The 24,804-nt window shown below is 73.3% G+C and carries 20 protein-coding genes and 1 riboswitch; of the genes, 15 read left to right on the top strand and 5 right to left on the bottom strand.

What is annotated here, in order from left to right; translation table 11 throughout:
* The first annotated feature begins 191 nt into the window (after window positions 1-191).
* The 3 genes from HS048_RS16535 (at window position 192) to HS048_RS16525 (ending at window position 4,716) form a co-directional block, all read left to right on the top strand.
* Window positions 192-2,270 (top strand): N-acetylneuraminate synthase family protein, encoded by a 2,079-nt coding sequence (locus tag HS048_RS16535; protein WP_196467387.1) that lies wholly within the window; start codon window positions 192-194, stop codon window positions 2,268-2,270.
* Between the two features lie 173 nt (window positions 2,271-2,443).
* The gene (locus HS048_RS16530) at window positions 2,444-3,370 is read left to right on the top strand and encodes a glycosyltransferase family 2 protein (RefSeq protein ID WP_196467386.1); all 927 of its coding nucleotides are present in this window, start codon (window positions 2,444-2,446) and stop codon (window positions 3,368-3,370) included.
* Complete coding sequence (locus HS048_RS16525; RefSeq protein ID WP_196467385.1) at window positions 3,367-4,716, top strand: polysialyltransferase family glycosyltransferase; 1,350 nt, start codon at window positions 3,367-3,369, stop codon at window positions 4,714-4,716. Before HS048_RS16530 ends, HS048_RS16525 begins: the two co-directional genes overlap by 4 nt.
* 97 nt (window positions 4,717-4,813) lie before the next feature.
* On the opposite strand, the gene HS048_RS16520 is transcribed toward HS048_RS16525, so the two are convergent.
* From HS048_RS16520 to HS048_RS16510, 3 genes are all read right to left on the bottom strand, one after another.
* On the bottom strand, window positions 4,814-7,516 hold the full coding sequence (locus HS048_RS16520; protein ID WP_196467384.1) for an ATP-binding protein: 2,703 nt from the start codon (window positions 7,514-7,516) through the stop codon (window positions 4,814-4,816).
* A 216-nt stretch (window positions 7,517-7,732) separates the two neighbouring features.
* The gene (locus HS048_RS16515; protein WP_307832508.1) at window positions 7,733-9,076 is read right to left on the bottom strand and encodes a DUF6716 putative glycosyltransferase; all 1,344 of its coding nucleotides are present in this window, start codon (window positions 9,074-9,076) and stop codon (window positions 7,733-7,735) included.
* Between the two features lie 11 nt (window positions 9,077-9,087).
* Entirely contained in the window at window positions 9,088-10,065 is a 978-nt protein-coding gene (locus tag HS048_RS16510; protein WP_307832507.1) for a hypothetical protein, read from the bottom strand.
* Window positions 10,066-10,269: 204 nt separating this feature from the next.
* Between HS048_RS16510 and HS048_RS16505 the strand changes: the two genes are divergently transcribed.
* The 9 genes from HS048_RS16505 (at window position 10,270) to HS048_RS16465 (ending at window position 20,604) form a co-directional block, all read left to right on the top strand.
* Window positions 10,270-11,097, top strand: a complete 828-nt coding sequence (locus tag HS048_RS16505; protein ID WP_196467381.1) for an aldo/keto reductase — start codon at window positions 10,270-10,272, stop codon at window positions 11,095-11,097.
* Between the two features lie 194 nt (window positions 11,098-11,291).
* Window positions 11,292-11,427: riboswitch (cyclic di-AMP (ydaO/yuaA leader) on the top strand.
* 19 nt (window positions 11,428-11,446) lie between these two features.
* Window positions 11,447-12,256 carry a CHAP domain-containing protein gene (locus HS048_RS16500; protein WP_196467380.1) on the top strand — a complete coding sequence of 270 codons (810 nt, stop codon included), beginning with the start codon at window positions 11,447-11,449 and terminating at the stop codon, window positions 12,254-12,256.
* A 425-nt stretch (window positions 12,257-12,681) separates the two neighbouring features.
* Entirely contained in the window at window positions 12,682-14,034 is a 1,353-nt protein-coding gene (locus HS048_RS16495; RefSeq protein WP_196467379.1) for an ABC transporter substrate-binding protein, read from the top strand.
* Window positions 14,035-14,118: 84 nt separating this feature from the next.
* Window positions 14,119-15,099 carry a carbohydrate ABC transporter permease gene (locus HS048_RS16490; RefSeq protein WP_068893938.1) on the top strand — a complete coding sequence of 327 codons (981 nt, stop codon included), beginning with the start codon at window positions 14,119-14,121 and terminating at the stop codon, window positions 15,097-15,099.
* Window positions 15,096-15,977, top strand: a complete 882-nt coding sequence (locus tag HS048_RS16485) for a carbohydrate ABC transporter permease (protein ID WP_196467378.1) — start codon at window positions 15,096-15,098, stop codon at window positions 15,975-15,977. The genes HS048_RS16490 and HS048_RS16485 overlap by 4 nt, the downstream gene beginning before the upstream one ends.
* Complete coding sequence (locus tag HS048_RS16480) at window positions 15,974-17,398, top strand: GH1 family beta-glucosidase (protein WP_068893940.1); 1,425 nt, start codon at window positions 15,974-15,976, stop codon at window positions 17,396-17,398. Before HS048_RS16485 ends, HS048_RS16480 begins: the two co-directional genes overlap by 4 nt.
* A gap of 31 nt (window positions 17,399-17,429) precedes the next feature.
* A complete protein-coding gene (locus HS048_RS16475) occupies window positions 17,430-18,437 on the top strand; it encodes a LacI family DNA-binding transcriptional regulator (protein WP_068894391.1) in 1,008 nt (335 codons plus the stop codon).
* A 267-nt stretch (window positions 18,438-18,704) separates the two neighbouring features.
* Window positions 18,705-19,628 carry an aldose 1-epimerase family protein gene (locus HS048_RS16470; protein WP_196467377.1) on the top strand — a complete coding sequence of 308 codons (924 nt, stop codon included), beginning with the start codon at window positions 18,705-18,707 and terminating at the stop codon, window positions 19,626-19,628.
* Between the two features lie 4 nt (window positions 19,629-19,632).
* Window positions 19,633-20,604 (top strand): phosphotransferase family protein, encoded by a 972-nt coding sequence (locus HS048_RS16465; protein ID WP_068893942.1) that lies wholly within the window; start codon window positions 19,633-19,635, stop codon window positions 20,602-20,604.
* A 148-nt stretch (window positions 20,605-20,752) separates the two neighbouring features.
* On the opposite strand, the gene HS048_RS16460 is transcribed toward HS048_RS16465, so the two are convergent.
* Window positions 20,753-21,028, bottom strand: a complete 276-nt coding sequence (locus HS048_RS16460; RefSeq protein WP_229798094.1) for a hypothetical protein — start codon at window positions 21,026-21,028, stop codon at window positions 20,753-20,755.
* 178 nt (window positions 21,029-21,206) lie between these two features.
* Here HS048_RS16460 and HS048_RS16455 point away from each other — a divergent pair, with 178 nt between their 5' ends.
* Together HS048_RS16455 and HS048_RS16450 are read left to right on the top strand one after the other, a co-directional pair.
* Window positions 21,207-22,160, top strand: a complete 954-nt coding sequence (locus HS048_RS16455; protein WP_196467376.1) for an EamA family transporter — start codon at window positions 21,207-21,209, stop codon at window positions 22,158-22,160.
* Window positions 22,161-22,347: 187 nt separating this feature from the next.
* Window positions 22,348-22,776 (top strand): cellulose binding domain-containing protein, encoded by a 429-nt coding sequence (locus HS048_RS16450; protein WP_196467375.1) that lies wholly within the window; start codon window positions 22,348-22,350, stop codon window positions 22,774-22,776.
* A 21-nt stretch (window positions 22,777-22,797) separates the two neighbouring features.
* Here HS048_RS16450 and HS048_RS16445 read toward each other — a convergent pair whose 3' ends face one another.
* Window positions 22,798-23,373: a GNAT family N-acetyltransferase gene (locus tag HS048_RS16445; protein ID WP_196467374.1), complete on the bottom strand. Its 576-nt coding sequence runs from the start codon at window positions 23,371-23,373 to the stop codon at window positions 22,798-22,800.
* A 156-nt stretch (window positions 23,374-23,529) separates the two neighbouring features.
* On the opposite strand from HS048_RS16445, the gene HS048_RS16440 reads away from it, so the two are divergent.
* Window positions 23,530-24,798 (top strand): FAD-dependent oxidoreductase, encoded by a 1,269-nt coding sequence (locus HS048_RS16440; RefSeq protein WP_196467373.1) that lies wholly within the window; start codon window positions 23,530-23,532, stop codon window positions 24,796-24,798.
* Window positions 24,799-24,804 lie beyond the last annotated feature (6 nt).

Genomic DNA, 24,804 nt, shown 5'->3' with positions numbered 1-24,804 from the left:
CATTCGCGGGAGGATTCGCACCCGGACCGCACCTCCGGCACGGTCCCCCCGCGTGGTCCCCCGCCGTCCGGAAAGTTAAGCCGGAGGACTCTGGACGTTCAGCTCGGACACCCCTCACCGGTCACCCCCGTGGCTAGCGTTCCGGAAAGACCCCGGCTCAGGGGTGCTTGTCGGAGGTAAGAGGAGTCACCTTGCGAGTCCTGGCCGTCATCCCCGCCCGCGGAGGTTCGGCGGGCGTGCCGCTGAAGAACCTGGCCCCCGTGGGCGGCACCCCGCTGGTCGCCCGCGCGGTGCGGGCCTGCGTCCGGGCCGAGCTCGTCGACCGGGTCGTGGTCAGCACCGACCACCCGGGGATCGCCGAGGCCGCCCGCACCGCCGGGGCCGAGGTCGTCGACCGGCCCGGCGAGCTGAGCGGCGCGGAGGCCACCAGCGAGTCGGCCGTGCTGCACGCGCTCGACCGGCTGCCCGAGGCCCCCGAGGTCGTCCTCCTCGTCCAGTGCACCAGCGCGTTCATCGACCCGGCCGACCTGGACGCCGCGATCGCGAAGGTCCTCGGCGGCGAGGCCGACGTGGTCTTCTCCGGACTGGAGACCCACGAGTTCCTGTGGGACGCCGCGGGCGCCGGGGTGAACCACGACCCGTCGTCCCGCCCGCGCAGGCAGGACCGCGAACCGCACTACCGCGAGACCGGCGCGTTCTACGTGATGCGCGCCGGCGGCCTGCGCGAGTACGGGCACCGCTTCTTCGGCCGGGTGGCCGTGCAGCCGGTCCCGCCGCGGCACGCCGTCGAGGTGGACACCCCCGAGGACCTGGAGATCGTCCGGGCGCTGGCCCCCTTCACGGACCTGCCCGAGCCGATCGACGTGGACGCGGTGATCACCGACTTCGACGGGGTGCACACCGACGACCGCGCCTACGTCGGCGAGGACGGCCGCGAGACGGTCGCGGTGAACCGCTCCGACGGCATGGGCGTCTCCCTGCTGCGCCGGTCGGGCGTCAAGATCATGATCATGTCCACCGAGCAGAACCCGGTGGTCTCGGCCCGCGCCCGCAAGCTCGGCGTCCCCGTCCTGCAGGGCCTGACCGACAAGCGGACCGTGCTGCGCGACTGGCTGGCCATCGAGGGCCTGGACCCGGCGCGCGTCGCCTACGTCGGCAACGACGTCAACGACCTGGGCCCGATGAGCGACGTCGGGTGGCCCGTCGCGGTCCCCGACGCCCACCCGAGGGTGCGCGCCGCGGCGCGGGTCGTGCTCACCCGGCCGGGCGGGGCGGGAGCCGTACGGGAGCTGTGCGACCGGGTGCTGGCGGCCCGCCCCGAGGGCGCGGCGGCACCGGCCGCGGTCGCCGCCCCGGCGGCGCCGGCACCGCGGGCGGAGCTCCGCCTGGTCGCCTCCCCCCGGCCGGTCCCGATCGGCGACGCGCTGGTCGGCCCCGGGCAGCCGGTCTACGTGATCGCCGAGATCGGCATCAACCACAACGGCGACCTGGACATCGCGCGGCGGCTGATCGACGTGGCCGCGGAGGCGGGCTGCCAGGCCGTCAAGTTCCAGAAGCGCACGCCGGAGATCTGCGTCCCGCTGGAGCAGCGCGACCAGATCCGGCAGACGCCGTGGGGCGCGATGACCTACATGGAGTACAAGGTCCGGACCGAGTTCGGGCACGCCGAGTACGCCGAGATCGCGAAGTACTCCGCCGAGCGCGGCCTGCACTGGTTCGCCTCTCCCTGGGACGTGCCGTCGGTGGAGTTCCTGGAGTCCATGGACGTCGTCACGCACAAGGTCGCCTCGGCCGGCGTGACCGACCTGGAGCTGCTGCGGGCGCTCGCCGCCACCGGCAAGCCGGTCATCCTGTCCACCGGCATGTCCACGCTGGAGGAGATCGACCGGGCGGTGGAGATCCTCGGCACCTCCGGGCTGGTGCTGATGCACGCCACCTCCACCTACCCGCTCCCCCCGGAGGAGGCCAACCTCCGCGCGATCACCACCCTCCAGGAGCGGTACGGCGTGCCCGTCGGCTACTCCGGCCACGAGCGCGGCCTGCAGATCTCGCTGGCGGCGGTCACGCTGGGCGCGGTGACCGTGGAGCGGCACATCACCCTGGACCGCACGATGTGGGGCTCCGACCACGCCGCCTCGCTGGAGCCGGCCGGGCTGGAGCACCTGGTGCGCGACATCCGCATCATCGAGACCGCGCTCGGCGACGGCGTCAAGCGGGTCTTCCCCGGCGAGGAGGCCCCCAAGGCCCGGCTGCGCCGCGTCACCGTCTAGTCCCGGCCCCGGCCCGGTGCGCGACCGCGCCCCGGGCCGGGGCGTGCCGGGGGCCGCCCGGGACACGGACCCGTCCCCGGGCGTTCACCGTCGCGTCCCGGCGCGTTCGGCCCGGGCACCGCGATGACCACTACCGTCCGGGACGACCGCGCCCGGAACCGTGAGGGGAGACCTTGATCAAGCTGTCGGTCGTCGTCCCGGTGCGGGACGCCGAGCCCTACGTCTCCGACGCGCTCACCTCGCTCGTGCGGAACGCGCGCCCCGACTTCGAGTTCGTCGTCGTGGACGACGGATCGGTGGACGGCACCGGGCAGGTCGTCGAGGACTTCCGCGACGACCTGCCCGGTCTCGTCGTGCTGCGCAACGAGACCCCGGTGGGCCTGGCCGAGGCCCGCAACCTCGGGCTCTCGCTGGCCTCCGGCCGCTACGTGAGCTTCATGGACGGCGACGACTGGCTCGCCCCCGGCTACCTCGCCGACCTCGTCGGCGCGATCGAGCACCTCGGCTGCGACTTCGTCCGGGTGGACCACGTCCAGGCGGAGGGGCGCAGGCGGGTGACCCACCGGGCGCCGCTGGCCGTACGGAACACGGTGTTCAGGCCGCGCGAGCACATCCTGCCGGCCCGGTCGAAGACCATGGTCGACTACCCCTACGCCTGGGCCGGGATCTACCGGCGCGACCTCGGCGACCTGCTGACCTTCCCCGGCCGGCTGCACACGGCCGAGGACCGGCCGTGGATCTGGCGGCTGCACCGCGAGGCCGCCTCGTTCGCGGTGGTCTCCCTGGCCGGGGTGTTCTACCGCCGGATGGTCTCCGGTTCCCTGACCCAGGTCGGCGACGAGCGCCAGCTGCACTTCTTCGACGCCTTCGACCTGGTCTTCGCCGACCTTCCCGAGGAGTTCGCGCCCAAGGCGGTCCGCCAGTTCCGCGCGCTGCTCGCCCACCACCTGGAGCTGGGCGGGCGCTTCGCGCCCGAGCTGCGGGCCCGCTTCGAACGGCGCGGCGCCGAGGCGCTGCGGCGGCTCCCGGCGGACCTGCCCGGCGTCGGGCTCGACCCCGAACGCGACGAGCTCCTGCGCCGCCTTCTGGAGACCCGATGACCGCGAGGACCCAGCTGTTCTACGCTTCCACCCTGTTCGGCGCGGCGACCCTGGCCGCCGCGCTGGACGAGGGCGCGTTCGGGCCGCGCGACGGCCGCCGGATCCTGCTGGTCTCCAACAACGCGGCCGTCCCGGAGATCACCCCGGCTCTGGACGAGGCCCCCGGCTTCGCCGCGCTGCGCCCGCGCTTCGACGAGGTGCGGTCGTGGAACGAGATCGTGGCCCCGATGCACCCGTCGGACTGGCGGGCCCGCGTCGTCGAGGTCCCGATGACGGGCCGGCTGCTCCGCTCCCACCTGTCCCTGGGCGACGGCCCGGACGAGCTCGTCGTCGAGTCCGTCGCGGTGCCCCCCGCGCGGACCCTCGCGGGGCTGCTGCGGGACTGCCCCGTCACCGTCTACTCCGACGGGCTGATGAGCTACGGCCCGACCCGCGACCCGCTGCCCGCCGAGATCGCCGGCCGGATCACCCGCCTGCTCCACCTCGACCTGGTGCCGGGCCTGACCCCGCTCCTGCTCTCGGAGTACGGCGTGCCGGCCCGGACCGTCTCCGGGGAGTCCTTCCTCCGCGTCCTCGGCGGGATCCCCGGGCCGGAGGACGGCGCGGTGGGCGGTACGGCGGGCGGCGGATCCGCCGGGCCGGCGGGCGGAGAGGCGGGGACGGGCCCCGCGATGATCCTCGGGCAGTACCTGTCGGCGCTCGGCGTCGTCACCCCCGAGGAGGAGGACGGGCTGCACGCGGACATGCTGCGCGCCCTGGCCGCCCGGGGCTGCGAGTCGGTGCTGTTCAAACCGCACCCGGCCGCCGGGCGGCGGCACGCGCGCCGGCTGCGCGAGGTGGCTGCGGGACTCGGCGTCCGGCTCTCCGTGGCGGGCGGGACCGTCCCCGCCGAGTCGTGCTTCGCGGCGCTCCGCCCGGAACTGGTGGTGGGCTGCTTCTCCACCGCCCTGCTCACCGCCCGGCGCCACTTCGGCCTGGCGGCGGCCACCGTCGGCGGAGAACTGGTCCTGGAGCGGCTCATGCCGTACGAGAACAGCAACCGCGTGCCCGTCACGATCACCGACGCCCTCCTGCCCCGGCTGCGGCCGGACGGGACGCTGGAGCAGCCTCCGCCGGTCGACGTCCGGGCGCTGGTCCGCGCGGTCGGCTACTGCATGCAGAGCGAGTCCTACCCGGAGCTGCGCGCGGAGGCCGCCGCCTACCTGGACGCCCACGGCCCGGACCGCTACTTCAAGCGGCAGCGGCTGACCGCCCTGGGTCTGCCGCCCGCGGGCCAGGCCCGTCCCGGTCCCGGCTCCGGGACGCTGGGCAGGCTGCGCCGCCGGTTGTCCCGGGCGCTCTCCTGACGGGAGGGCTCGGCTCTCCCGGGCTCAGCCCTCCCCCAGGCTCGGCGCGGCCCTCCCGGACTCGGCTCCCCGGGCACGGCCCTCCCCCGGGCCCGGCTCAGCTCTCCGGGGCCGGTCCCCCGGCGGGCAGGCGGACGGTGAAGACGGTGCCGCCGCCCTGGCGGGGGGCGGCGGTGATGGTGCCGCCGTGCGCCTCGACGACGGCCTTGGTGACGGCCAGGCCCAGGCCGGTGCCCGTGATCCCGGCCCGCCGGGCGGTGGAGGCGCGGAAGAACCGGTCGAACAGGCGGGGGTACTCCTCGGCCGGGACGCCGATGCCGGTGTCGGCGACGGCGATCACCGCCTCGGCGCCCTCGCACCGGGCGGTGACGGCGACGGAGCCGCCGACCGGGGTGTACCTGACCGCGTTGGACAGCAGGTTGTCCAGCACCTGGCGGAGCCGTACCGGGTCGGCCCGCACGGGCAGGCGGCCGGGCGCGTCGGCGGTGACGGTGAGCCGCTTGACGGCGGCCGCGGGCCGCTGGTCGCCGACGGCGTCGCGGACCAGGCCGGACAGGGAGACCGGCCGGAGGTCGACACCGACCCGGCCGGCGTCGAAACGCGCCAGGTCCAGCAGGTCGTCGACCAAGCGCTGCAGGTGCTCACTCCTGCGGTCGATCACTTCGGCGAACGACCGCCGTTCGCCGGCCAGGCCGGGATCGTCCAGCAGCATCTCCGTGTAGCCCCGGATGGCCCCGATCGGGGACCGCAGCTCGTGGCTGACCACGGCCACCAGCTCGTCCTTCATGCGGTCCAGGTCCTCGAGGCGCTCGACCCGCCGCTGCTCCTCCTCCAGCAGGCGCTCGCGCTCCTCCTCCAGCAGGTAGTGCTCGGTGACGTCGCTGGAGATGCCGTCGACGAACAGGCGGCCGTCCTCGCGGCGGGGCCTGGCGCGGAGCCAGAGCCAGCGGGTGGCGTCGTCGAGACCGAGGACGCGACACACGACCTCCTGCGGCTCCCCGGACGCGAGTCCGCCCAGGTAGGCATGCACCGCCGCCCTGTCCTCGGGATGGACGCGGGTGAGCGCGAGTTCCAGCACGTCGGCGTCCTCGGGCGGCTGGACACCGAATATCCTGCTGGCGTCGGGGCTGGTGTACACCGGGCGGAACGTGCCGTCGGGATCGATCTCGAAGGTCCACACGTAGTCGTCGAGCTGGCCGATGATCCGGTCGAAGCGGCGGCGGCCGGCCTCCAGCGCCAGGGCGAGTTCCTCGGCGCGGCGGCGTTCGAGGTGGTGCCCCAGGTGGGCGCGGACGCCGTCGAGCAGGGCGACCAGTTCTGCGTCCGGTTCCTCGACGGTCTCGGCGAAGAAGGCCAGCACACCCAGCGGTTCCCGGCCGCTGCCCACCGGCAGGCCGACGGCCGCGTGCAGCCCGGCCCGCGCCGCGGCCTCCCGGCGGGCGAACCCGAGGGGGTCGGACGGCAGGTCGCGGACCCAGACCTCCCTGCCGGTGGCCCACACCAGGCCGGGCAGGCCGACACCGGAGCGGAACACGACCCGCTCGCCGCCGGTGAACCCCGACAGGTCCCGCCCCGGCGCCGTCCACGAGGCGGTGCGGACGATGGCGTCGCCGTCGACGTGCCAGTACTCGCCGCAGGCCCAGCCCAGTCCCCGCGCGACCGCGGCGACCACGCAGCCGGCGGCCTCCTCGCCGGAGGACGCGTCGGCCAGCGCCTCCGCGACGGCCCGCTGGACGTCGCGCAGGACCTCGGTCCGGTGCCGGCCGGTGATGTCGTGCATGACCGCCACCGCACCCAGCCGGCTCCCGTCGGAGGCGTCGATCGGCCGGCCGTTGACCAGGAACCGGCGTGGCGGGAGGCCCGGCGTGGAGACCACCACCTGCGCGCCCTCGACCCGCTCGCCGGCGAACGCCCGCGCCAGCGGCACCTCCTCCGGGCGGAGCGGCGTGCGCCCGTCCGGGGCCGTCAGGTGGTACGTCCCGGCCCACTCCCGGGCGTCCACCGGCTGCTCGGAGGCCCTGAGCACGGCACGCAGCGCCCGGTTGAACAGCGCCACCCTGCCGTCGGCGTCGCAGGCGACCACCCCGGCCTCCAGGCTGTCGAGCAGCGCCGCCAGGAAGGTCCGCTCCCGTTCCAGTTCCTCCTCGGCCGTGCCGTCCCTCGCCGCGACCTCGGCGCCCTCGGCATCCGCGGCGTCCTCAGCGCCCGCGGAGACGAACGCGTCGCGGGCCCGGTCGAGGGCCGTCCGCAACCGGCGCTCCGCCAGCAGGGCCTCGCCGCCGGCCAGTCGCGACGCGATCTCCGCCTCGGCCATCGCCGCGATGTCCCCGGCCGTGTCCAGCTGGGCCGCCGGCCACCGCCTGGGCCCGGCTCCGATCACCCCCAGCGCCCCCAGCACCTCGCCGTCCGGCGCGCGGAGCGGGAACCCCGCGCAGGACCCCGCCTCGAGGCCGGGGAGCGCCGGATCACCGCGCCACCGCCCTCCCGTCCGGGCGTCGTCCCGGACATCGGGCACGACCAGCGGCGCGCCCCGCGCCACGACGCGCCCGCACAGGGAGTCCCGCAGCGGGGCCCGCCGCGTCCCCGGCCGTGCGGCGGGCCCCGCCGCACCGAGGACCACCTGCTCCTCCGCGGCCGCCAGGGCCACCAGCACGGCGGGCACGTCCAGCAGTGCGGCCGCCAGGCCCGCCAGCCGGGTCAGGGAGGGCACCTCGGGGGCGTCGAGCAGGCCCGCGGCGCGCAGCGCCGCCAGCCGCGGCGCGTCACCGGCCGCCGGGAACGCCGGGAACGCCGAGCACACGGTCCGCCACCTCCATGGTCCCTTCCCCGAGGTCACCCGGTGCGTGGGCCTGCCACTACCGAGTCAATCACCCTCTCCCGGCAGCCGACCGGCGCCCCCCGCCCAGTCACCGCCTTCCCACGCCCGGAGGCGGTCCGGCCGTCCTGAGGCGCGTGGAGCGGTGCCGGCGCGCGGAGTGATGCCGGCGTGTGGCCTCGTGCCGGTCCGGGGCCCGTGTCAGCCCAGTGCCCTGAGGTAGCGGCGCATCCGCCGCTTGGCCCGGTAACCGACCCGGAGCACCTTGGGCGGCACCTCCACGCGCAGCCGGGCGCGGCGGCGGGCGGCGGCGTACCCGGGCCCGTCGAGCAGCGAGACCGCGGGCGCGAGCCGCCCGGAGCGCGCCTGCCCGACCAGGGAGACCAGGTGGCCGGTCCAGTCGCTCTCCCCGTCGCCGTGGAAGTAGTTGGCCTTGCACCACGCCTCGTCGGGGGTGCGGAAACGCCCCGCGGACAGGTCCTCCAGGGTGCCGAGGACCCCGCTCCCCTCGAAGACGAGGTTGATCATCTCGGCGCTGACCCCGAAATCGGACAGCACCAGCAGCGGCACCGAGCAGGCGATGGCCTCCAGCGCGGCGGTCGAGCTGACCGTGACGAACCCCGCCGCCCTGGCCAGGTGATCGTGCATCGGGCCGGCCTCGAAGCGGAGGGCGCCGGAGCGCCCGCCGAGCTCCTGCCACAGGTTCTGGTAGTGGTGGCGCTCGTTGTGCGTCTGGCGCTCGTCGGCCAGGGCCCGGAGCTTGACGACCACGTCCAGGTCCGGGCGGCGCCCGGCCAGGTCCGCCAGCGCGAGCAGGATGCGCTCGCGGTCCTCGCGCCGCCTGGGCACCTTGGCCTGGGTGGCGAACACCACCCGGTCGCGCGGCCGCGCCGGGGCGGCCGCGTCCTGCCGTGCCACGGGGGCGCCGGGGCCGCCGGAACCCGCGCGACCTCCGAGGCCGCCGGGACCGGCGGGACCACCTGGACCGTCAGAGCCGCCGGAACCCGCGCGCAGGAAGGGCAACCGGGCCAGCCCCACCCGCCCGCCCCCGCCCAGCCTCCGGCCGATCTCCGAGAACTCCTCGACCTCCCGCCCGCTGTGCAGCACGAACAGGTCGCACCCGCTCCGGAACAGCCAGGCCTTCTCGGTGGCCGGGACGGAGATCCCCGGCAGGCCGGTCACGAACACCGGCCGCGGGGACAGCCCCGCGAGCACTTCGGCGGTCAGGATGTCCACCACGGGCCCGGTGCAGGCGACCAGCACCGCGTCCGGCCGGAACCGCTCCGCCGTACGGCGCAGCCCCCGGGCCGACAGCACCGGCGGGCCGGCCGCCGCACCGGGCACCGAGCCGGACGCCGCACCGGACACGGGGTCGAATGCGGGGCCGGGCTCGGGGCCCGACACCGCACCGGAGACCGCCGCGCGGATCTGGGCGGGGGACGGCGTGATGGGCGTGCGGACCACCGCCAGCTCCGTCGTGCAGCCTGCGGGGAGGCCGGCGAGCAGGCAGGCCGCCCACTTCAGGTAGGAATCCGAGTCGGCCACGGCCAGGACCTTCAACGAACCGCTCCAGTGTCGTGATGGGCGAACATCGAAAGGTGGGAGCGGAGCGACGGCGCCGCCCGGGAGGTCCACCACTCGTCGGGGACCCGCACCGTCTCCACGGTCACGCCCCGCGCCGAGAGCAGGACCCGCAGGGAGGTGACCGCGGTGGAGGGCAGGCTCAGCACCCGCTGCTCCGCGGCCAGCCCGCGCAGGGTCATCTCGGCGGGGCCCCCGCCGTCGTAGACGGTGATCCCGGGCTGCCGCCCGACCCGGGCGAGGTCGTCGGGGTCCTCCCGCCGGTGCGGGAAGTAGGCGACCGGCCCGGCCGAGCCGAGCCCGGACAGCCAGGTGAAGTAGCGCTCGCGGTGGATCAGGCCGTTGCGGACCAGCGAGGTGCCCAGCACGACGGTGCGCTCCCGCGGGCCGGGGCCGTGCAGCGGCTGGCCGCGCAGCCAGGTGAAGTCGTGGGCCACCAGCTCCGCTCCGGTGCTCCGTACGGCCGCGGCCAGCTCGTCCGGGACGGGCAGCGCGGTGAAGACCGTCAGCCGGCCGGACCGGGCGGCGGCGCGGAGCCGGAGGGCTGCGGCCGTGCCCAGTGCCGCCCGGAGCGCGGAGCGCAGCGCCCCGCCGGCGGCGCGGGCCCGCAGCAGCGGCGTGCCCGGCCGCCGGGTGAGCAGTTCCAGGAGCCTGACGGTGGCCAGCCCGTCGTCGACGATCACGACCCGGCGCGGGAAGGCGGTGAGCCAGGCCAGCTGGACCCGGCCGGAGAAGGCGTCGCCCACCACCCAGGCGGCGCCGCGCTCCGGGCGCGGCATGTCCGGCTCCGGTCCGGCCAGCTCCAGCCCGTCCGGCAGGCCGAGCCGGTGCAGCTCCCGGCGGGTGACGGCGAGCGGGCGCAGCCCCGCCCGGGACACGACCCGGGTCCGGGTGCCCAGCAGTCCCGCGTGGTGGGCCTCCACCGCGCAGAGCATCTGCAGCGGGGACTCCACCCAGGCTACGGCCGAACACTGATCCCGCGCGTGGTCTCGACCGTCCTGCTCCACGCCGGGCGATGACCCGTTCACGACCGCCCCAACGTAACGCGGCGGTCTTACGGGACCGGGAACCCCGGGTGAACAGCCGACCACGCCCAGCGAGAGGTAAAGCACCGTTCCAACCGGTTCGTCCGGGTATGGATGGGAGATCATGAATGCATGGAATTCGTGACTCTCAACAACGGCGTCCGCATGCCCCGGCTCGGTTTCGGCGTCTGGCAGGTGCCCGACGACGAGGCGGCCACCGCCGTGGCCACCGCCCTCGAGGCCGGCTACCGGAGCATCGACACCGCCGCGCTGTACCGCAACGAGGAGGGCGTGGGCCGGGCCCTGCGCGCCTCCGGCGTGCCACGCGAGGAGGTGTTCGTCACGTCCAAGCTCTGGAACGACGCCCACGGCTACGACGCGGCGCTGCGCGCGTTCGACGCGAGCCTGGAACGGCTCGGCCTGGACTACCTCGACCTCTACCTGATCCACTGGCCGGTCCCGGCGCAGGACCTGTACCCGGAGGCCTGGCGGGCGCTGGAGAAGCTGTACGCCGACGGCCGGGTGCGGGCCGTGGGGGTCAGCAACTTCACGGTGGAGCACCTGGAGCGCGTGCTCCAGGAGGGGAGCGTCGTCCCGGCCGTCAACCAGATCGAGCTGCACCCGCAGCTCCCCCAGGCCGAGCTGCGCGGCCACCACGCCGGGCACGGCATCGTCACGGAGGCGTGGAGCCCGCTCGGCCAGGGCCGGGGGCTGCTGGAGGAGCCGGTGCTGGCCGAGGTCGCGGCCCGGCACGGGGTCACCCCGGCCCAGGCGGTGCTCCGCTGGCACCTGCGGCTGGGCAACGTGGTGATCCCCAAGTCGGTCACGCCCTCGCGGATCGCCGAGAACCTCGACGTGTTCGGGTTCGAGCTGGACGACGAGGACATGGCGGCGATCGCCTCGCTGGACGCGGGCCGGCGCCTCGGCCCGGACCCCGCGACGTTCAACCAGGTGAGCTGAGCACCGCTCGGCGACCGTTCGAGGGCCGCCGTTCCCGGGCAGGGCTCGCCGACGGGCGAGCCCTGCCCGGTTTTTCGCATTTATCAATATTTTCCCCGATCGATACCCTGCTCCGGCTTCCCGCCCGCACCCCCATCCCGCCTTGACCGGACTTTGCCGGGACGTGACTCAACCCGCCCGGCCTCCTCCCGATGAGGTCATGGACGCCGAATCCGCGACCCCGCGGAACCGGGGACCCACCTCCCCTGGGGTGAATCAGCGCCCGCGCGCTGTAGGGCACTTCCTGGCCCGAACCCGTCAGCTAACCCGGTAGGCGGCACGGAAGCCGAGCAAGGAGTCGAACCCCCGCATGGGCAAGCACCGCCGTACCTCCCCCGTGAAGCGCACTTCCCCGGTGAAGCACCGCCGCACCTCCCCCGCGAAGACCGGCGGCTCCTCCACCGCCTCCCCCGCCTCCACGAGGGGGCGCCGCCTGACCCACGCCCTGCTGGGCGCGTCGGTCACCCTCGCGGGCGGCGCCGTGGCGAGCCCTCCGGCCCACGCCGAGGCCCCCCTCCGGGCGTCGGCCGGCGCCCTCACCGCGGCCGCCGGGATCTCCGGGGGCCTGCCCGCCTCCGCCGCGTCCGCCAGGACCCCCCTGCAGCTCATCGCCGACGGGCTGCCCCGGGTCTCGGCCGAGGATGTGCTCTCCATCGCCGAGGGCCAGATCGGCGTCAAGGAGAACGACCGGGGCGGCGGCACCAGGTTCCACCGGTGGTACATGGACTCCTACCGCGCCGCGGAGACCGTCGAGCGCGACGGCGGCGCGATCCGCGGCTACGCCAACGCGCCCTGGTGCGCGATGTTCGTCTCCTGGGTCGGCGAGCAGGCGGGCATCCGGCCGGTCTTCGGCTGGGACGCCTACACCGTGACCTACGCCCAGTGGTTCCGGGCCAACGGCCACTGGGGCACCACCGCCAAGCCCGGCGCGGTCGTCTTCTTCGACTGGAAGCGGGGCGACAGCCTCTACGGCATCGACCACGTCGGCCTGGTCGAGGAGGACAACGGCGATGGGACCATCACCACGATCGAGGGCAACACCGGCAACGGCAAGGTCGAGCGGCGCGTCCGCCCCAAGGCCGAGGTCGTCGGCTACGGCTACCCGGTCTACCGGGGCTGATCCGCGCCGGACGGCGCTCCGGAGGGGTACGGCCCGGCGGGCCGTACCCCTTTTCCTGCCGCCGGGCACGGACCCCGCTCCGGCGGCCGGCTCCACCCTCCGGGACCGGGGTTCCGCCGTCCGCGAACGGAGGGTTCTCCCCTCCCTGCTCCGGAAGGGGCGGGACACATGTTCGCGTGATGGGAGCGCTCCCAACAGCCTATCTGAGGCTTATCTCCCGATAAACCGCTATATGTCCTAGGTTTAAGTCCGAGATGTAACGGTTGAGTTTCGGCATATTGACGTTCCGGTTGCCTATCGTCCACTCTTCGTGGGAGCGCTCCCAAAGCATGTTGCAGAGCAGCCAGCCTCGGTCCGGGTTTGTCGGGGACCGGCCGCGGCTGCACCTCCCACCGATTCGGGCGACCACCTGAGAGGGGTCCGGAATGTTGAACACCAAGCGGCAGGGCAAGCTCGCCGCAGTAGCGGTCATGGCGGCCACCGCCCTTGCGATCACGTCCTGCGGTTCGAGCGAGCCCACGCCCGCCGCCGGCGGCGACGGCGCGTCCTCGGCCGCGGCCGCGCCGGTCACCATCACCGTCCACACCTTCGGCGGCGGCGAGAACTTCGGTTACGACGAAGCCGTCAAGAAGTGGAACGCCGAGCACCCGAACATCCAGGTCAAGTACCAGAACCTGACCGACCGGTTCGAGGACGTCTTCCTCCCGCAGCTGCTGCAGAAGCTGCAGGCCGGCAGCGGCGCCGCCGACATCGTCGGCATCGACGAGGGCGCGATGGGCCTGATGAAGGCCCGCCCGCAGTTCTTCGCCGACCTCGGTCAGTTCGGCCTGGAGAACCGCAAGGCCGACTTCCCCGCGGCCAAGTGGGAGAACGGCGTCAACAAGGACGGCAAGCTCTTCGCGCTGGGCACCGACATCGGCGGCATGACCATGTGCTACCGCAAGGACCTGTTCGAGAAGGCGGGTCTGCCGACCGAGCGCGAGGAAGTCGGCAAGCTCTGGCCGGACTGGGCCGCCTTCATGGAGGCCGGCAAGAAGTTCCAGGCCGCCAACCCCGGCAAGGGCGACCCCAAGTTCCTCGACGGCCCGAACACCCTCTACAACGTGGTGCTCTCGCAGGAGGGGCCGAAGAACGGCAACATCGCCTACTTCGACACCAACAACCAGCTCGTCATCGACAAGAACCCGGCCGTCAAGACCGCGTTCGACACGGTGAAGTCCTTCAGCGAGGCCGGCCTGACCGCCAAGCTCGCCTCGTTCACCCCCGAGTGGAACGCCGCCATCAAGAAGGGCGGCTTCGCCACCATGGGCTGCCCGGCCTGGATGCTGGGCGTGGTCTCCGGCGCGGCCGGTGAGGAGAACAAGGGCAAGTGGGACGTGGCCTCGGTCCCCGGCGGCGCTGGCAACTGGGGTGGCTCCTACCTCGCGATCCCCGCGCAGAGCAAGCACCAGAAGGAGGCCGCTGAGGTCCTGAACTACCTCACCGGCAAGGAGGGCCACATCGCGGCCTTCAAGGAGGCCGCGGCCTTCCCGAGCTCCCTGCCCGCGCAGCAGGACCCGGCCGTCGCCGACCTGAAGAACGAGTTCTTCAACGACGCGCCGACCGGCCAGATCTTCGGCGCCTCGGTCAAGGACCTGCTCCCGCTCTTCCTGGGTGAGAAGCACGCCCAGGTGAAGACCGCGGCGGAGAAGGTCCTGGAGGGCATGGACAAGGGCTCGATCCCCTACGCCGAGGCCTGGACCAAGTTCGTCGAGGCCGGCACCAAGGCAGCGGGCTGATCCCCCTCCCGTTCGGCACGGGCCCGGCGGCGGCTACCCCCGCCGCCGGGCCCGTCGCCTGCCCTTGAGCTGAAAGGCTGACCGATGACCCTCAACGTCGACACCCCCGCTCCGGCGCGGCGGGAAGGCCCCCGCCGGTCTTCCGGGCCCCGGAACCCGGGACGCGGCGGCAGGGGACTCGCCCGGTTCGACCTCCGGGCGACCCCGTACTTCCTCGTCTCCCCCTACTTCCTGCTCTTCGCCGTCTTCGGCCTCTTCCCGCTCGGCTACACCGCCTGGGTGTCCCTGCACGACTGGGAGCTCGCCGGGGACAAGACCTTCACCGGACTCGACAACTACACCGAGCTGATCGCCGACGGAGCCTTCTGGAACGCGGTGCTCAACACGGTCGGGATCTTCGTCATCGCGACGATCCCGCAGCTGGTCCTGGCGCTGATGCTCGCCAACGCGCTCAACAAGCGCATCCGGGGCCGGCTCTTCTTCCGCCTCGGCATCCTGCTCCCCCTGGTGACCTCCGTCGTCGCGGTCGCCGTGGTCTTCACCCAACTCTACGGGCGCGACTACGGCATGATCAACTGGTTCCTCAGCCTGTTCGGCGTAGAGGCCATCGAATGGCAGAACCAGAGCTGGAGCGCGTGGATCGCGATCGCCACGATGATCGACTGGCGCTGGACCGGCTACAACGCGATCATCCTGCTGGCCGCCATGCAGACGATCCCCAAGGACCTCTACGAGGCCGCCTCCCTCGACGGGGCCTCGGCCCGGCGGCAGTTCTGGCAGATCACCGTGCCGATGCTGCGCCCGACGCTCATCTTCGTGGTGTTCGTCTCCACCATCGGCGGCCTGACCCTGTTCGCCGAACCGGTCATGTTCGAGGGCAACCCGACGATGGCCGGCGGCGCCACGGGCCAGTACCAGACGGTGGCCATGTTCATCGTCAAGGAGGCGTTCCGCGACTTCGACATGGGCTACGCCTCGGCGGCCGCCTGGCTGCTGTTCGCGCTGATCCTCATCGGCATCCTGATCAACTACTCCTTCACCCGCCGCATCGGGGGTAAAAAGTGACGGCGATCCAAACCCGGCGGCGCCCGTCGGGTCCCGCATCCTCGGCGAACCGCATCTGGGACGCGGGCCCGCTGACGAAGGTGACCCTCGCCTTCGCCCTCGTGCTGTCGGCCTTCCCGATCTACTACATGTTCATCATGGCCACGCGGACCAACGACGAGGCGCTCGACACCCCGCCGCCGCTGCTCCCCGGCGGTCACCTCGGCGAGAACGTCGGGCGGCTGCTGGCCACCGAGGACGCGTACTTCGCCACCGGCCTGATCAACTCGATCATCATCTCGACCACCGTGACCCTCTCGGTGGTGATCATCTCCACCCTGGCCGGCTTCGCCTTCGCCAAGCTGAGGTTCCGGGGCAGCAAGATCCTGCTGGGCTCGATCCTGCTGACCATGATGGTCCCGCTCCAGCAGATGGGCATCGTCCCGCTCTACGAGATGATGGTGAACCTCGGCTGGACCGGCCAGATCCAGGCCGTGATCCTGCCCTTCCTGGTCAACGGGTTCGGGGTCTTCATGATGACCCAGTACACCACCCAGGCGGTGCCGGACGAGCTCGTCGAGGCGGCGCGCGTCGACGGCGCCTCGACCATGCGCATCTACGTCAACGTGATCCTGCCCGCGGTACGGCCCGGCATGGCGGTTCTGGCGCTGCTCACCTTCATGCAGAACTGGAACGAGTTCCTGTGGCCGTCGATCGTGCTGAACCCGGACAACCCGGTGGTCCAGACCTCGATCGCGGCGCTCAACCAGGCGCACGGCACCGACTACGTCATGCTCTTCACCGGCACGGCGGCCTCGGTCCTCCCGCTCGTCATCGTTTTCGTCATGTTCGGCCGGCAGATCGTCGGCGGCCTCATGGAAGGTGCGGTCAAGGCGTGACAACGCAAGAGACGCAGGTTCAGGTCCCGGATCTGGTGTTCCCGACCGGCTTCGTCTGGGGCGCGGCCACCTCCGCCTACCAGATCGAGGGAGCCGTCTCCGAGGACGGCCGCGGTGTCTCCATCTGGGACACCTTCGTCCGGCAGCCCGGCCGGGTGGTCAACGGCGAGAACGCGGACACGGCCATCGACCACTACCACCGCTACCGCGAGGACGTGGAGACGATGGCCGGCCTCGGCCTCGGCGCCTACCGGTTCTCCATCTCCTGGCCCCGGATCCAGCCGGACGGCACCGGCCCGGCCAACGCCAAGGGCATCGACTTCTACAGCAGGCTCGTCGACGAGCTGCTCTCCCGGGGCATCGACCCGTGGGTGACGCTCTACCACTGGGACCTGCCGCAGTCGCTGGAGGACGCGGGCGGCTGGCCCTCGCGCGACACGGCGCAGCGCTTCGCCGACTACGCGGCCCTCGTGCACGACGCGCTGGGCGACCGGGTCCGCAACTGGAGCACGGTCAACGAGCCGTGGTGCGCCGCGTTCCTCGGCTACGCCTCCGGCGAGCACGCCCCCGGGCGGCGCGAGCCGGCCCAGGCCCTGCGCGCCGCGCACCACCTGCTGCTCGCGCACGGCCTGGCCGTGGAGGCGATGCGGGCCCAGCGCTCCGACACCCGGATCGGCGGCTGCGTCAACCTCTACGCCATCTCTCCGGAGACCGAGTCCGAGGCCGACCTGGACGCCGCGCGCCGCATCGACGGCCTGCAGAACAGGTTCTTCCTGGACGCCCTGCTCAAGGGCGCCTACCCCGCCGACGTGCTGGAGGACTTCGGCGCGATGGCGGACTTCGCCCAGGACGGCGACCTGGACGTGATCTCGGCCCCGCTGGACATGCTGCTGATCAACTACTACAGCCGCTTCACCGTCTCGGGCAAGCCCGGCGGCGCGGCGTCGGCGGCGGCCGCTCCCACCGACAGCGGCTCCCCGTGGGTCGGCAGCGAGCACGTCTCGTTCGTGCAGGGCGGCCGCCCGGTCACGGCCATGGGCTGGGAGATCGACGACTCCGGCCTCTACGAGCTCCTGGTCCGGCTGGCCCGGGAGTACCCGGCGGTCCCGCTGGTCATCTCCGAGAACGGCGCCGCCTTCGACGACGTCATGACCGGCGACGGGACCGTGCGGGACTACGAGCGGCGCGACTACATCGCCGCCCACCTGCGCACCTGCCACGCCGCGATCGAGGCGGGGGTCCCGCTCGAGGGATACTTCGCCTGGTCGCTGATGGACAACTTCGAGTGGGCGTGGGGGTACGGCAAGCGCTTCGGTCTCGTGCACGTCGACTATGAGACCCAGGTGAGAGTTCCCAAGGAGAGCGCTCTTTGGTATGCCGAAACCATCAGGCGCGGAGGCCTGAGCGGTCCGGCAGAATAAGGGCAGCACATTACCCATGGGGGCGAAGCACATGAACGGCGATCGTCGTCCGACTCTCGAGGCGGTCGCGGCTCTGGCCGGCGTCGGCCGCGGCACGGTGTCGCGGGTCATCAACGGCTCGCCGAAGGTGAGCGAGAAGGCCCGCGACGCGGTGCACCAGGCGATCCAGGAGCTGGGCTACGTTCCCAACCGGGCCGCACGGGCGCTCGTCACCCGGCGGACCGACACCGTCGCGCTGGTGGTCTCGGAGTCGGAGCTGAGGGTCTTCGACGAACCCTACTTCGCCGGGACGATCCGCGGCATCGGCTCGGCCCTGTCGGAGACCGGGCTGCAGCTGATCCTGGCGATGGCCCAGTCGCAGCAGGACCACGAGCGGCTGGAGCTCTACCTGACCGGCCAGCACGTCGACGGCGTGCTGCTGATCTCGCTGCACGGCGCCGACCCGCTGCCGGGCCGGCTGGAGGCGATGGGCGTGCCGACCGTCATCGGCGGCCGCCCCATCGGCCTGAACCCCTACAGCTACGTGGACGTCGACAACCGGGCCGGCGCCCGGCAGGCGGTGAAGTACCTCCTGGCCAAGGGCCGCCGCCGGATCGCCACCATCGCGGGCCCGCAGGACATGGGCGTGGGCGTCGACCGGCTCGCGGGCTACCGGGACGCCCTGCTCGCCACCGGCGTGCCGGAGATCGTGGCCTACGGCGACTTCAGCGAGGAGAGCGGCATCCTCGCCATGCGCGGGCTGCTGGCGGAGAATCCGGACATCGACGCGGTCTTCACCGCCTCCGACCCGATGGCGCTCGGCGCGATGCGAGTGCTGCGCGAGGAGGGCCGGGAGATCCCCGGCGACGTCGCGGTGATCGGCTTCGACGACTCCCCCGCCGGGGCCCACTCCTCCCCCAGCCTCACCACGGTGCACCAGCCCACCGAGGCCATGGGCCGTCAGATGGCCCACCTGCTCGTCGCCCGCATCAACGGCGAGCACCTGGAGCAGCCCGTGGTGATACTCGACACCCATCTGGTCGAGCGGGCCTCCGCCTGAGGAGCCGTCCGGGTGCTCCGGGCCCGCCTTCGAGAGCGGAGACGACGGGCCGGTTCGCCCGCAGCCGGGTGTCCGGTGATTACCTGGACACCCGGCTGCTTAAATCACGACTTAGTTGACCGAATGAATAAGCGTCTCTAGCGTGCTCTCCCGGGAGCGATCCCCTAGAGACCGGACAGACCGTCGGACGACCGGAACGGGGAAGACGAAGAGCGACACACCGGTTCATGCCGGCTCTCCCACCCGGTCACGCGAAAGGACTCCCCCTTGTCCCGGCAGTTCATCCTCCGCAGCGGCACGCTGCACGCCGAGATCACCGAGCGGGGCGCGGCCCTGCGGCTGCTCCGCCACGGCGGGCGCGACCTGGTGACGAGCTGGCCCGCCGGCGGGCCGATGCCCTACTACAGCGGCTCCCTGCTCGCGCCGTGGCCCAACCGGGTCGGCGGCGCCTCCTACTCCTTCGGCGGCGAGACCCACCGGCTCCCGGTCAACGAGGAGGACCGCGGCCACGCTCTGCACGGGCTGGTCGCCGACGCCGTCTGGGAGGCGGTGGAGGACGATCGCGACCCCGGCGACCCCGGCGACCCCGGCGACTCCGGCGACTCCGTACGGCTGGCGCACACGGTCGGCCCCGTCCCCGGCTACCCGTTCACCCTGTCCCTGCAGGTGCTCCACTCCCTCACCCCCGACGGGCTGACGACGACGCTGACGGCGGAGAACACCGGCGACACCGCCGCGCCGTACGGCTGCGGCCCGCACCCGTGGCTGCTGGCCGGCGGGGACGTCCGGGAGTACGAGCTGCACCTGCCCGCCGAGCGGGTGCTGCTCGTGGACGACCTGCTGCTCCCCCGCTCGCTGGAGGACGTCTCCGGCACGCCGTACGACTTCACCTCGCCCCGCCCGGTCGGCGGCACCGCCGTCGACCACGCCTTCACCGGGCTCCGGCCCGGCGCCGACGGCCTCGTGCGGGTCCGGGTGAGCGGCCCGGACGGCGGAGTCGAGATGCGCTGGCAGGCCGCGGAGCTGCCGTGGGTGCAGGTGTGCACCGGCAGCGCCCTCGACCACGCCGGGCTGGCCGTCGAGCCGATGACCTGCCCGCCCGACGCCTTCAACTCCGGCACCGACCTGATCGTGCTCCAGCCCGGGGAGAAGGCCGAGGCCTCCTGGACGATCTCCCCGCTGGGAGGATAGGGCGATGGAGAGCAGGACCAAGCGCCGGCTCGGCCCGGCCGAGCTGGACGCGCTGCTGCGGCGGTCCCTGGGCGCCGGGGTCGTCTCCTCCGCCGAGCTGAGCGACGGGTTCGCCAACGCGGTGTGGCGGCTGACCCTGGACGACGGCCGCGAGGTGGTGCTCAAGCTCTCGCCCCCGCCCGAGCTGGAGCAGCTGCGCTACGAGCGCAACCTGCTGCGCGCCGAGGCGATGGTCTACCGCACGGGCTCGCTGCCGGGTCCTGAGCTGCTGCACGCCGGGTTCGACGACCCGGTGCTCGGCGGCGACCACCTCATCCTGTCCGTGCTGGACGGCACGGCCTGGAACCGCGCCGGGGAGGTGCCCGACGGGCCGCTCTGGCACCAGGTGGGCGCGCACCTGGCCCGGCTGCACGCGGTGACCGGCGAGACGTACGGCTATCCGCACGCCGGGCTGACCGGCCGCACCTGGCGCGAGGCCTTCCCGGCGATGGTCGGCGCGGTGCTGTCGGACGCCGGCCGCCACGCCGTCCCGCTGCCCGTCCCGGCCGCGGCCGTCGCCGCGGCGGTCGAGGCCGCGGCCGAGGTCCTGGAGGAGGTGACCACGCCCCGCCTGGTGCACTTCGACGTCTGGCCGGGCAACGTCTTCGTCTCCCTGGAGGGCGGTCCCCGCGTCCAGGCGATCATCGACCACGAACGCGCGTTCTGGGGCGACCCGCTGGCCGACTTCGTCACTCCGACGATCTTCGGCGAGCTGGCCGAGGACGACCCGATCGTGGCCGGCTACCGCGAGGCGGGCGGGGTCGTGCCCTTCGACGACGGCGCCCGCGTCCGGATGGCGCTCTACCGCATCTACCTGGACCTGATCCTGCTCGTCGAGAGCGGGCCCCGGCAGTATCCCGAGGAGGAGTACGCCCCGATCCGCGACGGCGCCGTCGCGGATCTCGCCCGTGCCCTGGACGTCGTCTCGGCCCGCTGAACCGCCCGGCCCGCCGGGATCCGGGCGGCCCGGGCGCGGACCGGCGAGCACGGACAGGCCGGCTCGGACAGGCAAAAGCGGACGGACAAGGGCGGGCCGCCCCTTCCGAGGAAGGGGCGGCCCGCCCGCCGGCATCCGCCGCCGGGGTTCAGACCCTGGCGTGCGAGGGCATCCTGCCCTCGGCGTAGGTGCCGTCGAGCATCTCGCGCTCCCCGCCCTGCGAGAGGTCGCGGTGCGTCTCCTCGATGCGGAGCGCGACGCCCATGGCGAAGAAGGTCGGCGCCCACTCGCCCACGAAGATGCCCCAGCGGTCCGCCCGGTCGAGGCCCGCGTTCTCCTTGTTCTTCGAGGCCCACCACGTCGCGAACGACAGGCCGATCGACGCTATCCCGGCGGTGTACATCATGCCGGACTTCACACCCATCCTGTGAAGCATGCTGATCATTTCTCATCCCCCCGATGACGGTTCGTTCTTAGCGTTACCCCCTCGTAACGAGGTGTAACCGACTATCCGCACGATCTGACACCTCGGCAGACGTGCAGGTCGCAGGCGCGGAGCGGCGGAGGCGATACGCCACAATGATCCGTCGGAGGTGACGGTGATGACACGGCGGGGCGTCGCGGCGACGCTGGTGTCCGCGGCGGCGTTCGGGCTCATGCCCGTCCTGGCGTCCTACGCGTACGGCACGGGCATGTCGGTGCCGACGCTGCTGGCCCTGCGCTTCGCGATCGCGGCGGCGGTCTTCCTGGCCTGGCTGGGCGCGCGCGGCCGGCTGGAGCGGCCGACCGCGCGGCAGTGGGCCGTCCTCGCACTGCTGGGCGGGGTGATGTACGCCGCCCAGTCGCTGCTGTACTTCACGGCGGTCGAGCGCATCGCCCCGGCCCTGGCCGTACTGCTCCTGTACCTGTATCCGGCACTGGTGTCCGTCGTCTCGGCGGTGGTCGAGCGGACCCGTCCCGGCCTGGCCGTCCTCGGCCCGATCCTGGTCTCCCTCGCCGGGCTGGCGCTCGTCGTGGGGCCTCCGGGCGCGGACCTGGACCTGCTCGGGGTGCTCTCGGCCGTCGGCTCCGCCGTGACCTACGCCCTCTACATCGTCGTCGGCACCCGGGTCTCCGCCGCGCTGTCCCCCGCCGTCACCACCGGCTACCTGTCGATGTTCGCCGCGGGCTCCTTCGTGCTGCTCGGGTCGGCGGCCGGTGCGCTGGACCTCGGCTTCGCGACCGCGGGATGGGGCTGGGTCACGGTGGTGGCGGTGCTGTCGACGGTGCTCGCGATGTCGCTGTTCTTCGTGGGGTCGGCGGCGCTCGGCCCGGTCCGCGCCTCGCTGCTCAGCATGTTCGAGCCCCTGGTCGCGGTGGTCGCCACCTGGCTGCTGCTGGGCGGGACGCTGTCGTGGCCGCAGCTCGCCGGCGGCGCCGCCGTACTCGCGGGGGCGGCCTGGGGGGTGCTGGCGGCCCCGGCGCCGGGACGGCCGCCGCGCGGGGGCCTCCGTGAAACGTTCATCGGCGCCCCGCCGCCCGGTGCCTCCGCCCGGCGCCGGGCGGCTCCCCGCTGACCTCCCGCAACACCGGCCGGCGCCGGGCGGCGGGTGGACCGCGCCCCGGCCGGGCGGAGTCCGCCGGCCGTGACAGGATCGTGATCCTTGCCCACAATCCGGGTGACGTTCATTCGGCAGAGCCGCGTGCGGCCCGGCCCCGCCCGGCGGGCGGGACCGGGCCGGATCCGCGGTGGGAGGGGACGACATGACAGAGCAGCGAGCCCGGTCCGGCACACGGCGCAGGTTGACCGTCTGGTCCGCCGCCGCGTTCACGGCCCTCGCCACCGCCGTGGCCGGCTTCCCCGGCCAGGCGCACGCGGACGGGCCGTCGTGCTCGTTGGCGGTCGAGAAGGGCGTGGAGTGGCGGGGCGGGTTCAACATCCCGCTCAGGGTGGTCAACACCGGTACGGTCCCCCTGAACGGCTGGCGGGTGACCTGGACGTTCACCGGCGACCAGAAACTCCACGCGATCACGAGCAGCCGGTGGAGCCAGACCGGGCGGCAGGTCACCGCCGGTAACGCATTCTGGAACGGCAACCTCGCGCCGGGCGCCCAGACCGGCCAGCTCTCGGCGAACGGCAGCTCCAGCGTGCCGTTCGGCCCGCTGCTCGACCTGACCTGCACGCCGCTCTGAAGGTGCCGGGCACCCGGGCGATCACTCCGGATTGAGGTCTTCGGCGAGGCGTCGAGCCGCTCCGGTCCCGATCGGACCGTGCGGCTCGACATCCTCCCCGGACAGGCGGAACAGCTCCGCCTCCAGGTCGAAGAAGCGCCGGGTCCGCCCGAGGTGGCTCATGCCCAGCCTGCGGCACACGGCCATGGACGCCTCGTTGCCCGGCATCGTCAGCGCGTACACCTCCGGCAGCCCGGCGGCGAATCCGCGCCGCACGGCCCCGCGGGCGGCCTCGGTGGCGTAGCCGTTCCCCCAGGAGTCGGGGTGCAGGTGCCAGCCCACCTCCACCTCTCCCCCGCCTCCGGGGATCGGCCGGAACAGCACGGTCCCGGCCACCGCCCCGGTGGCGCGGACCTGCACGGCCCAGGAGCCGTACCTGCGGTCCCTCTCGTGGAAGGCCCGCCAGTTCTCCACCGCCCGGGCCGCGTCGAAGCCGTCGAAGGGCGGCAGCCAGCGGGTCACCTCCTGCCGCGTGTAGATGTCGGTCACCCGGTCGAGGTCGTCCTGCGCTCCGGTCCACAGGCGGACGATCAGCCGTTCGGTCTCGTAGACGGTCATGCCGGACACTCTCCCGCAGCGTGCCCGCCCCCGCATCACCCGCGGGACGGATCCGGCCGGGTCCCCCGCCCCGCGCCGCGTGATCGGCGCGCCACCGGGGATCCCGGCCTTCTCCCCGCGCCCGGCCCGTGTCATAATTTCAATGGGTGATGAATTATGAGTCGAACGACATGTGTGATCGCCGGGGGCGGCCCGGCGGGAGCGGTGCTCGCCCTCCTGCTGGCCCGCTCCGGCGTCCGGGTGACGCTGCTGGAGAAGCACGCCGACTTCCTGCGCGACTTCCGGGGCGACACCATCCATCCCTCGACCCTGCAGGTCCTCGACGAGCTCGGCCTGGCGGAGGAGTTCCACCGGCTCCCGCACCGCAAGGCGTACCGCATGACGATCAGGACCGACGACGCCGAGATCCCGGTCGCCGACCTGTCCCGGCTGAAGGGCCCCTACCGCTACATCGCGTTCGTCCCGCAGTGGGACTTCCTCGACCTGGTCACCTCCGCGGCCGCGCGGTACCCCGGATTCGAGCTGGTCATGAACGCGGAGGTCACCGATGTGATCCGGGAGGGGAACACGGTGCGCGGGGTCCGCTACCGCGACCCGGGGGGCGAGCACGAGCTCCGGGCGGCCCTCACCGTCGCCGCCGACGGCCGCCGCTCCGACGTCCGCCGGGCCGCCGGGCTGGTCCCCGCCGAGTACGGCGCGCCGATGGACGTCCTGTGGTTCCGGCTGCCCCGGGAGCCGTCCGATCCCGATGAGACCTTCCTGCGGGCCTCCGCCGGCCACTTGGTGGTGTCGATCGACCGCGGGACCTACTGGCAGCTCGCCTACGTGATCCCCAAGGGCGGTTTCGACGCCCTGCGGGAGCAGGGGATCGACGCGCTGCGCCGGCCGGTGGCCGCGATGCTGCCGCACCTGTCCGGCCGCGTCGGCCTGATCGAGGGCTTCGACGACGTCAGCGTGCTGTCGGTGGCGCTCAACCGGCTGCGCCGCTGGCACCGGCCCGGCCTGCTCGTCATCGGCGACGCCGCGCACGCCATGTCCCCGATCTTCGGCGTCGGCATCAACCTGGCCGTGCAGGACGCGGTCGCCGCCGCGAACCTGCTGGCCGGGCCGCTGCTGGCCGGGGGCGAGGTCCCCGAGTCGCTGCTCGCCCGGGTGCAGCGGCGGCGCACGCCGCCGACGGCGGTCACCCAGTTCGCCCAGCGCCTCGTCCAGAACCGGTTGATACGGCCCGTCCTGTCGGGACCCGCCCGGCCGGTACGGGTTCCCGCCCTGGCCCGCATCCCGCTGGCCGGTGCCGCGGCCCGCCGTTTCATCGGCCTGGGCGTGCTTCCCGAGCACGTGAGGATCCCGGCCGCGTCTCACCAGGAGGAAAGACCTTCTCAGTCCGTGGACATTACGGCCAGTCCGCCCGACCGCTTGCAATAGCCTGGT

The organism is Planomonospora sp. ID91781 (genome assembly GCF_015711595.1).
GTDB classification, from domain to species: domain Bacteria; phylum Actinomycetota; class Actinomycetes; order Streptosporangiales; family Streptosporangiaceae; genus Planomonospora; species Planomonospora parontospora.
The sequence above is the reverse complement of the archived record's forward strand: the minus strand, read 5'-3'. Positions and strand labels throughout refer to the sequence as shown.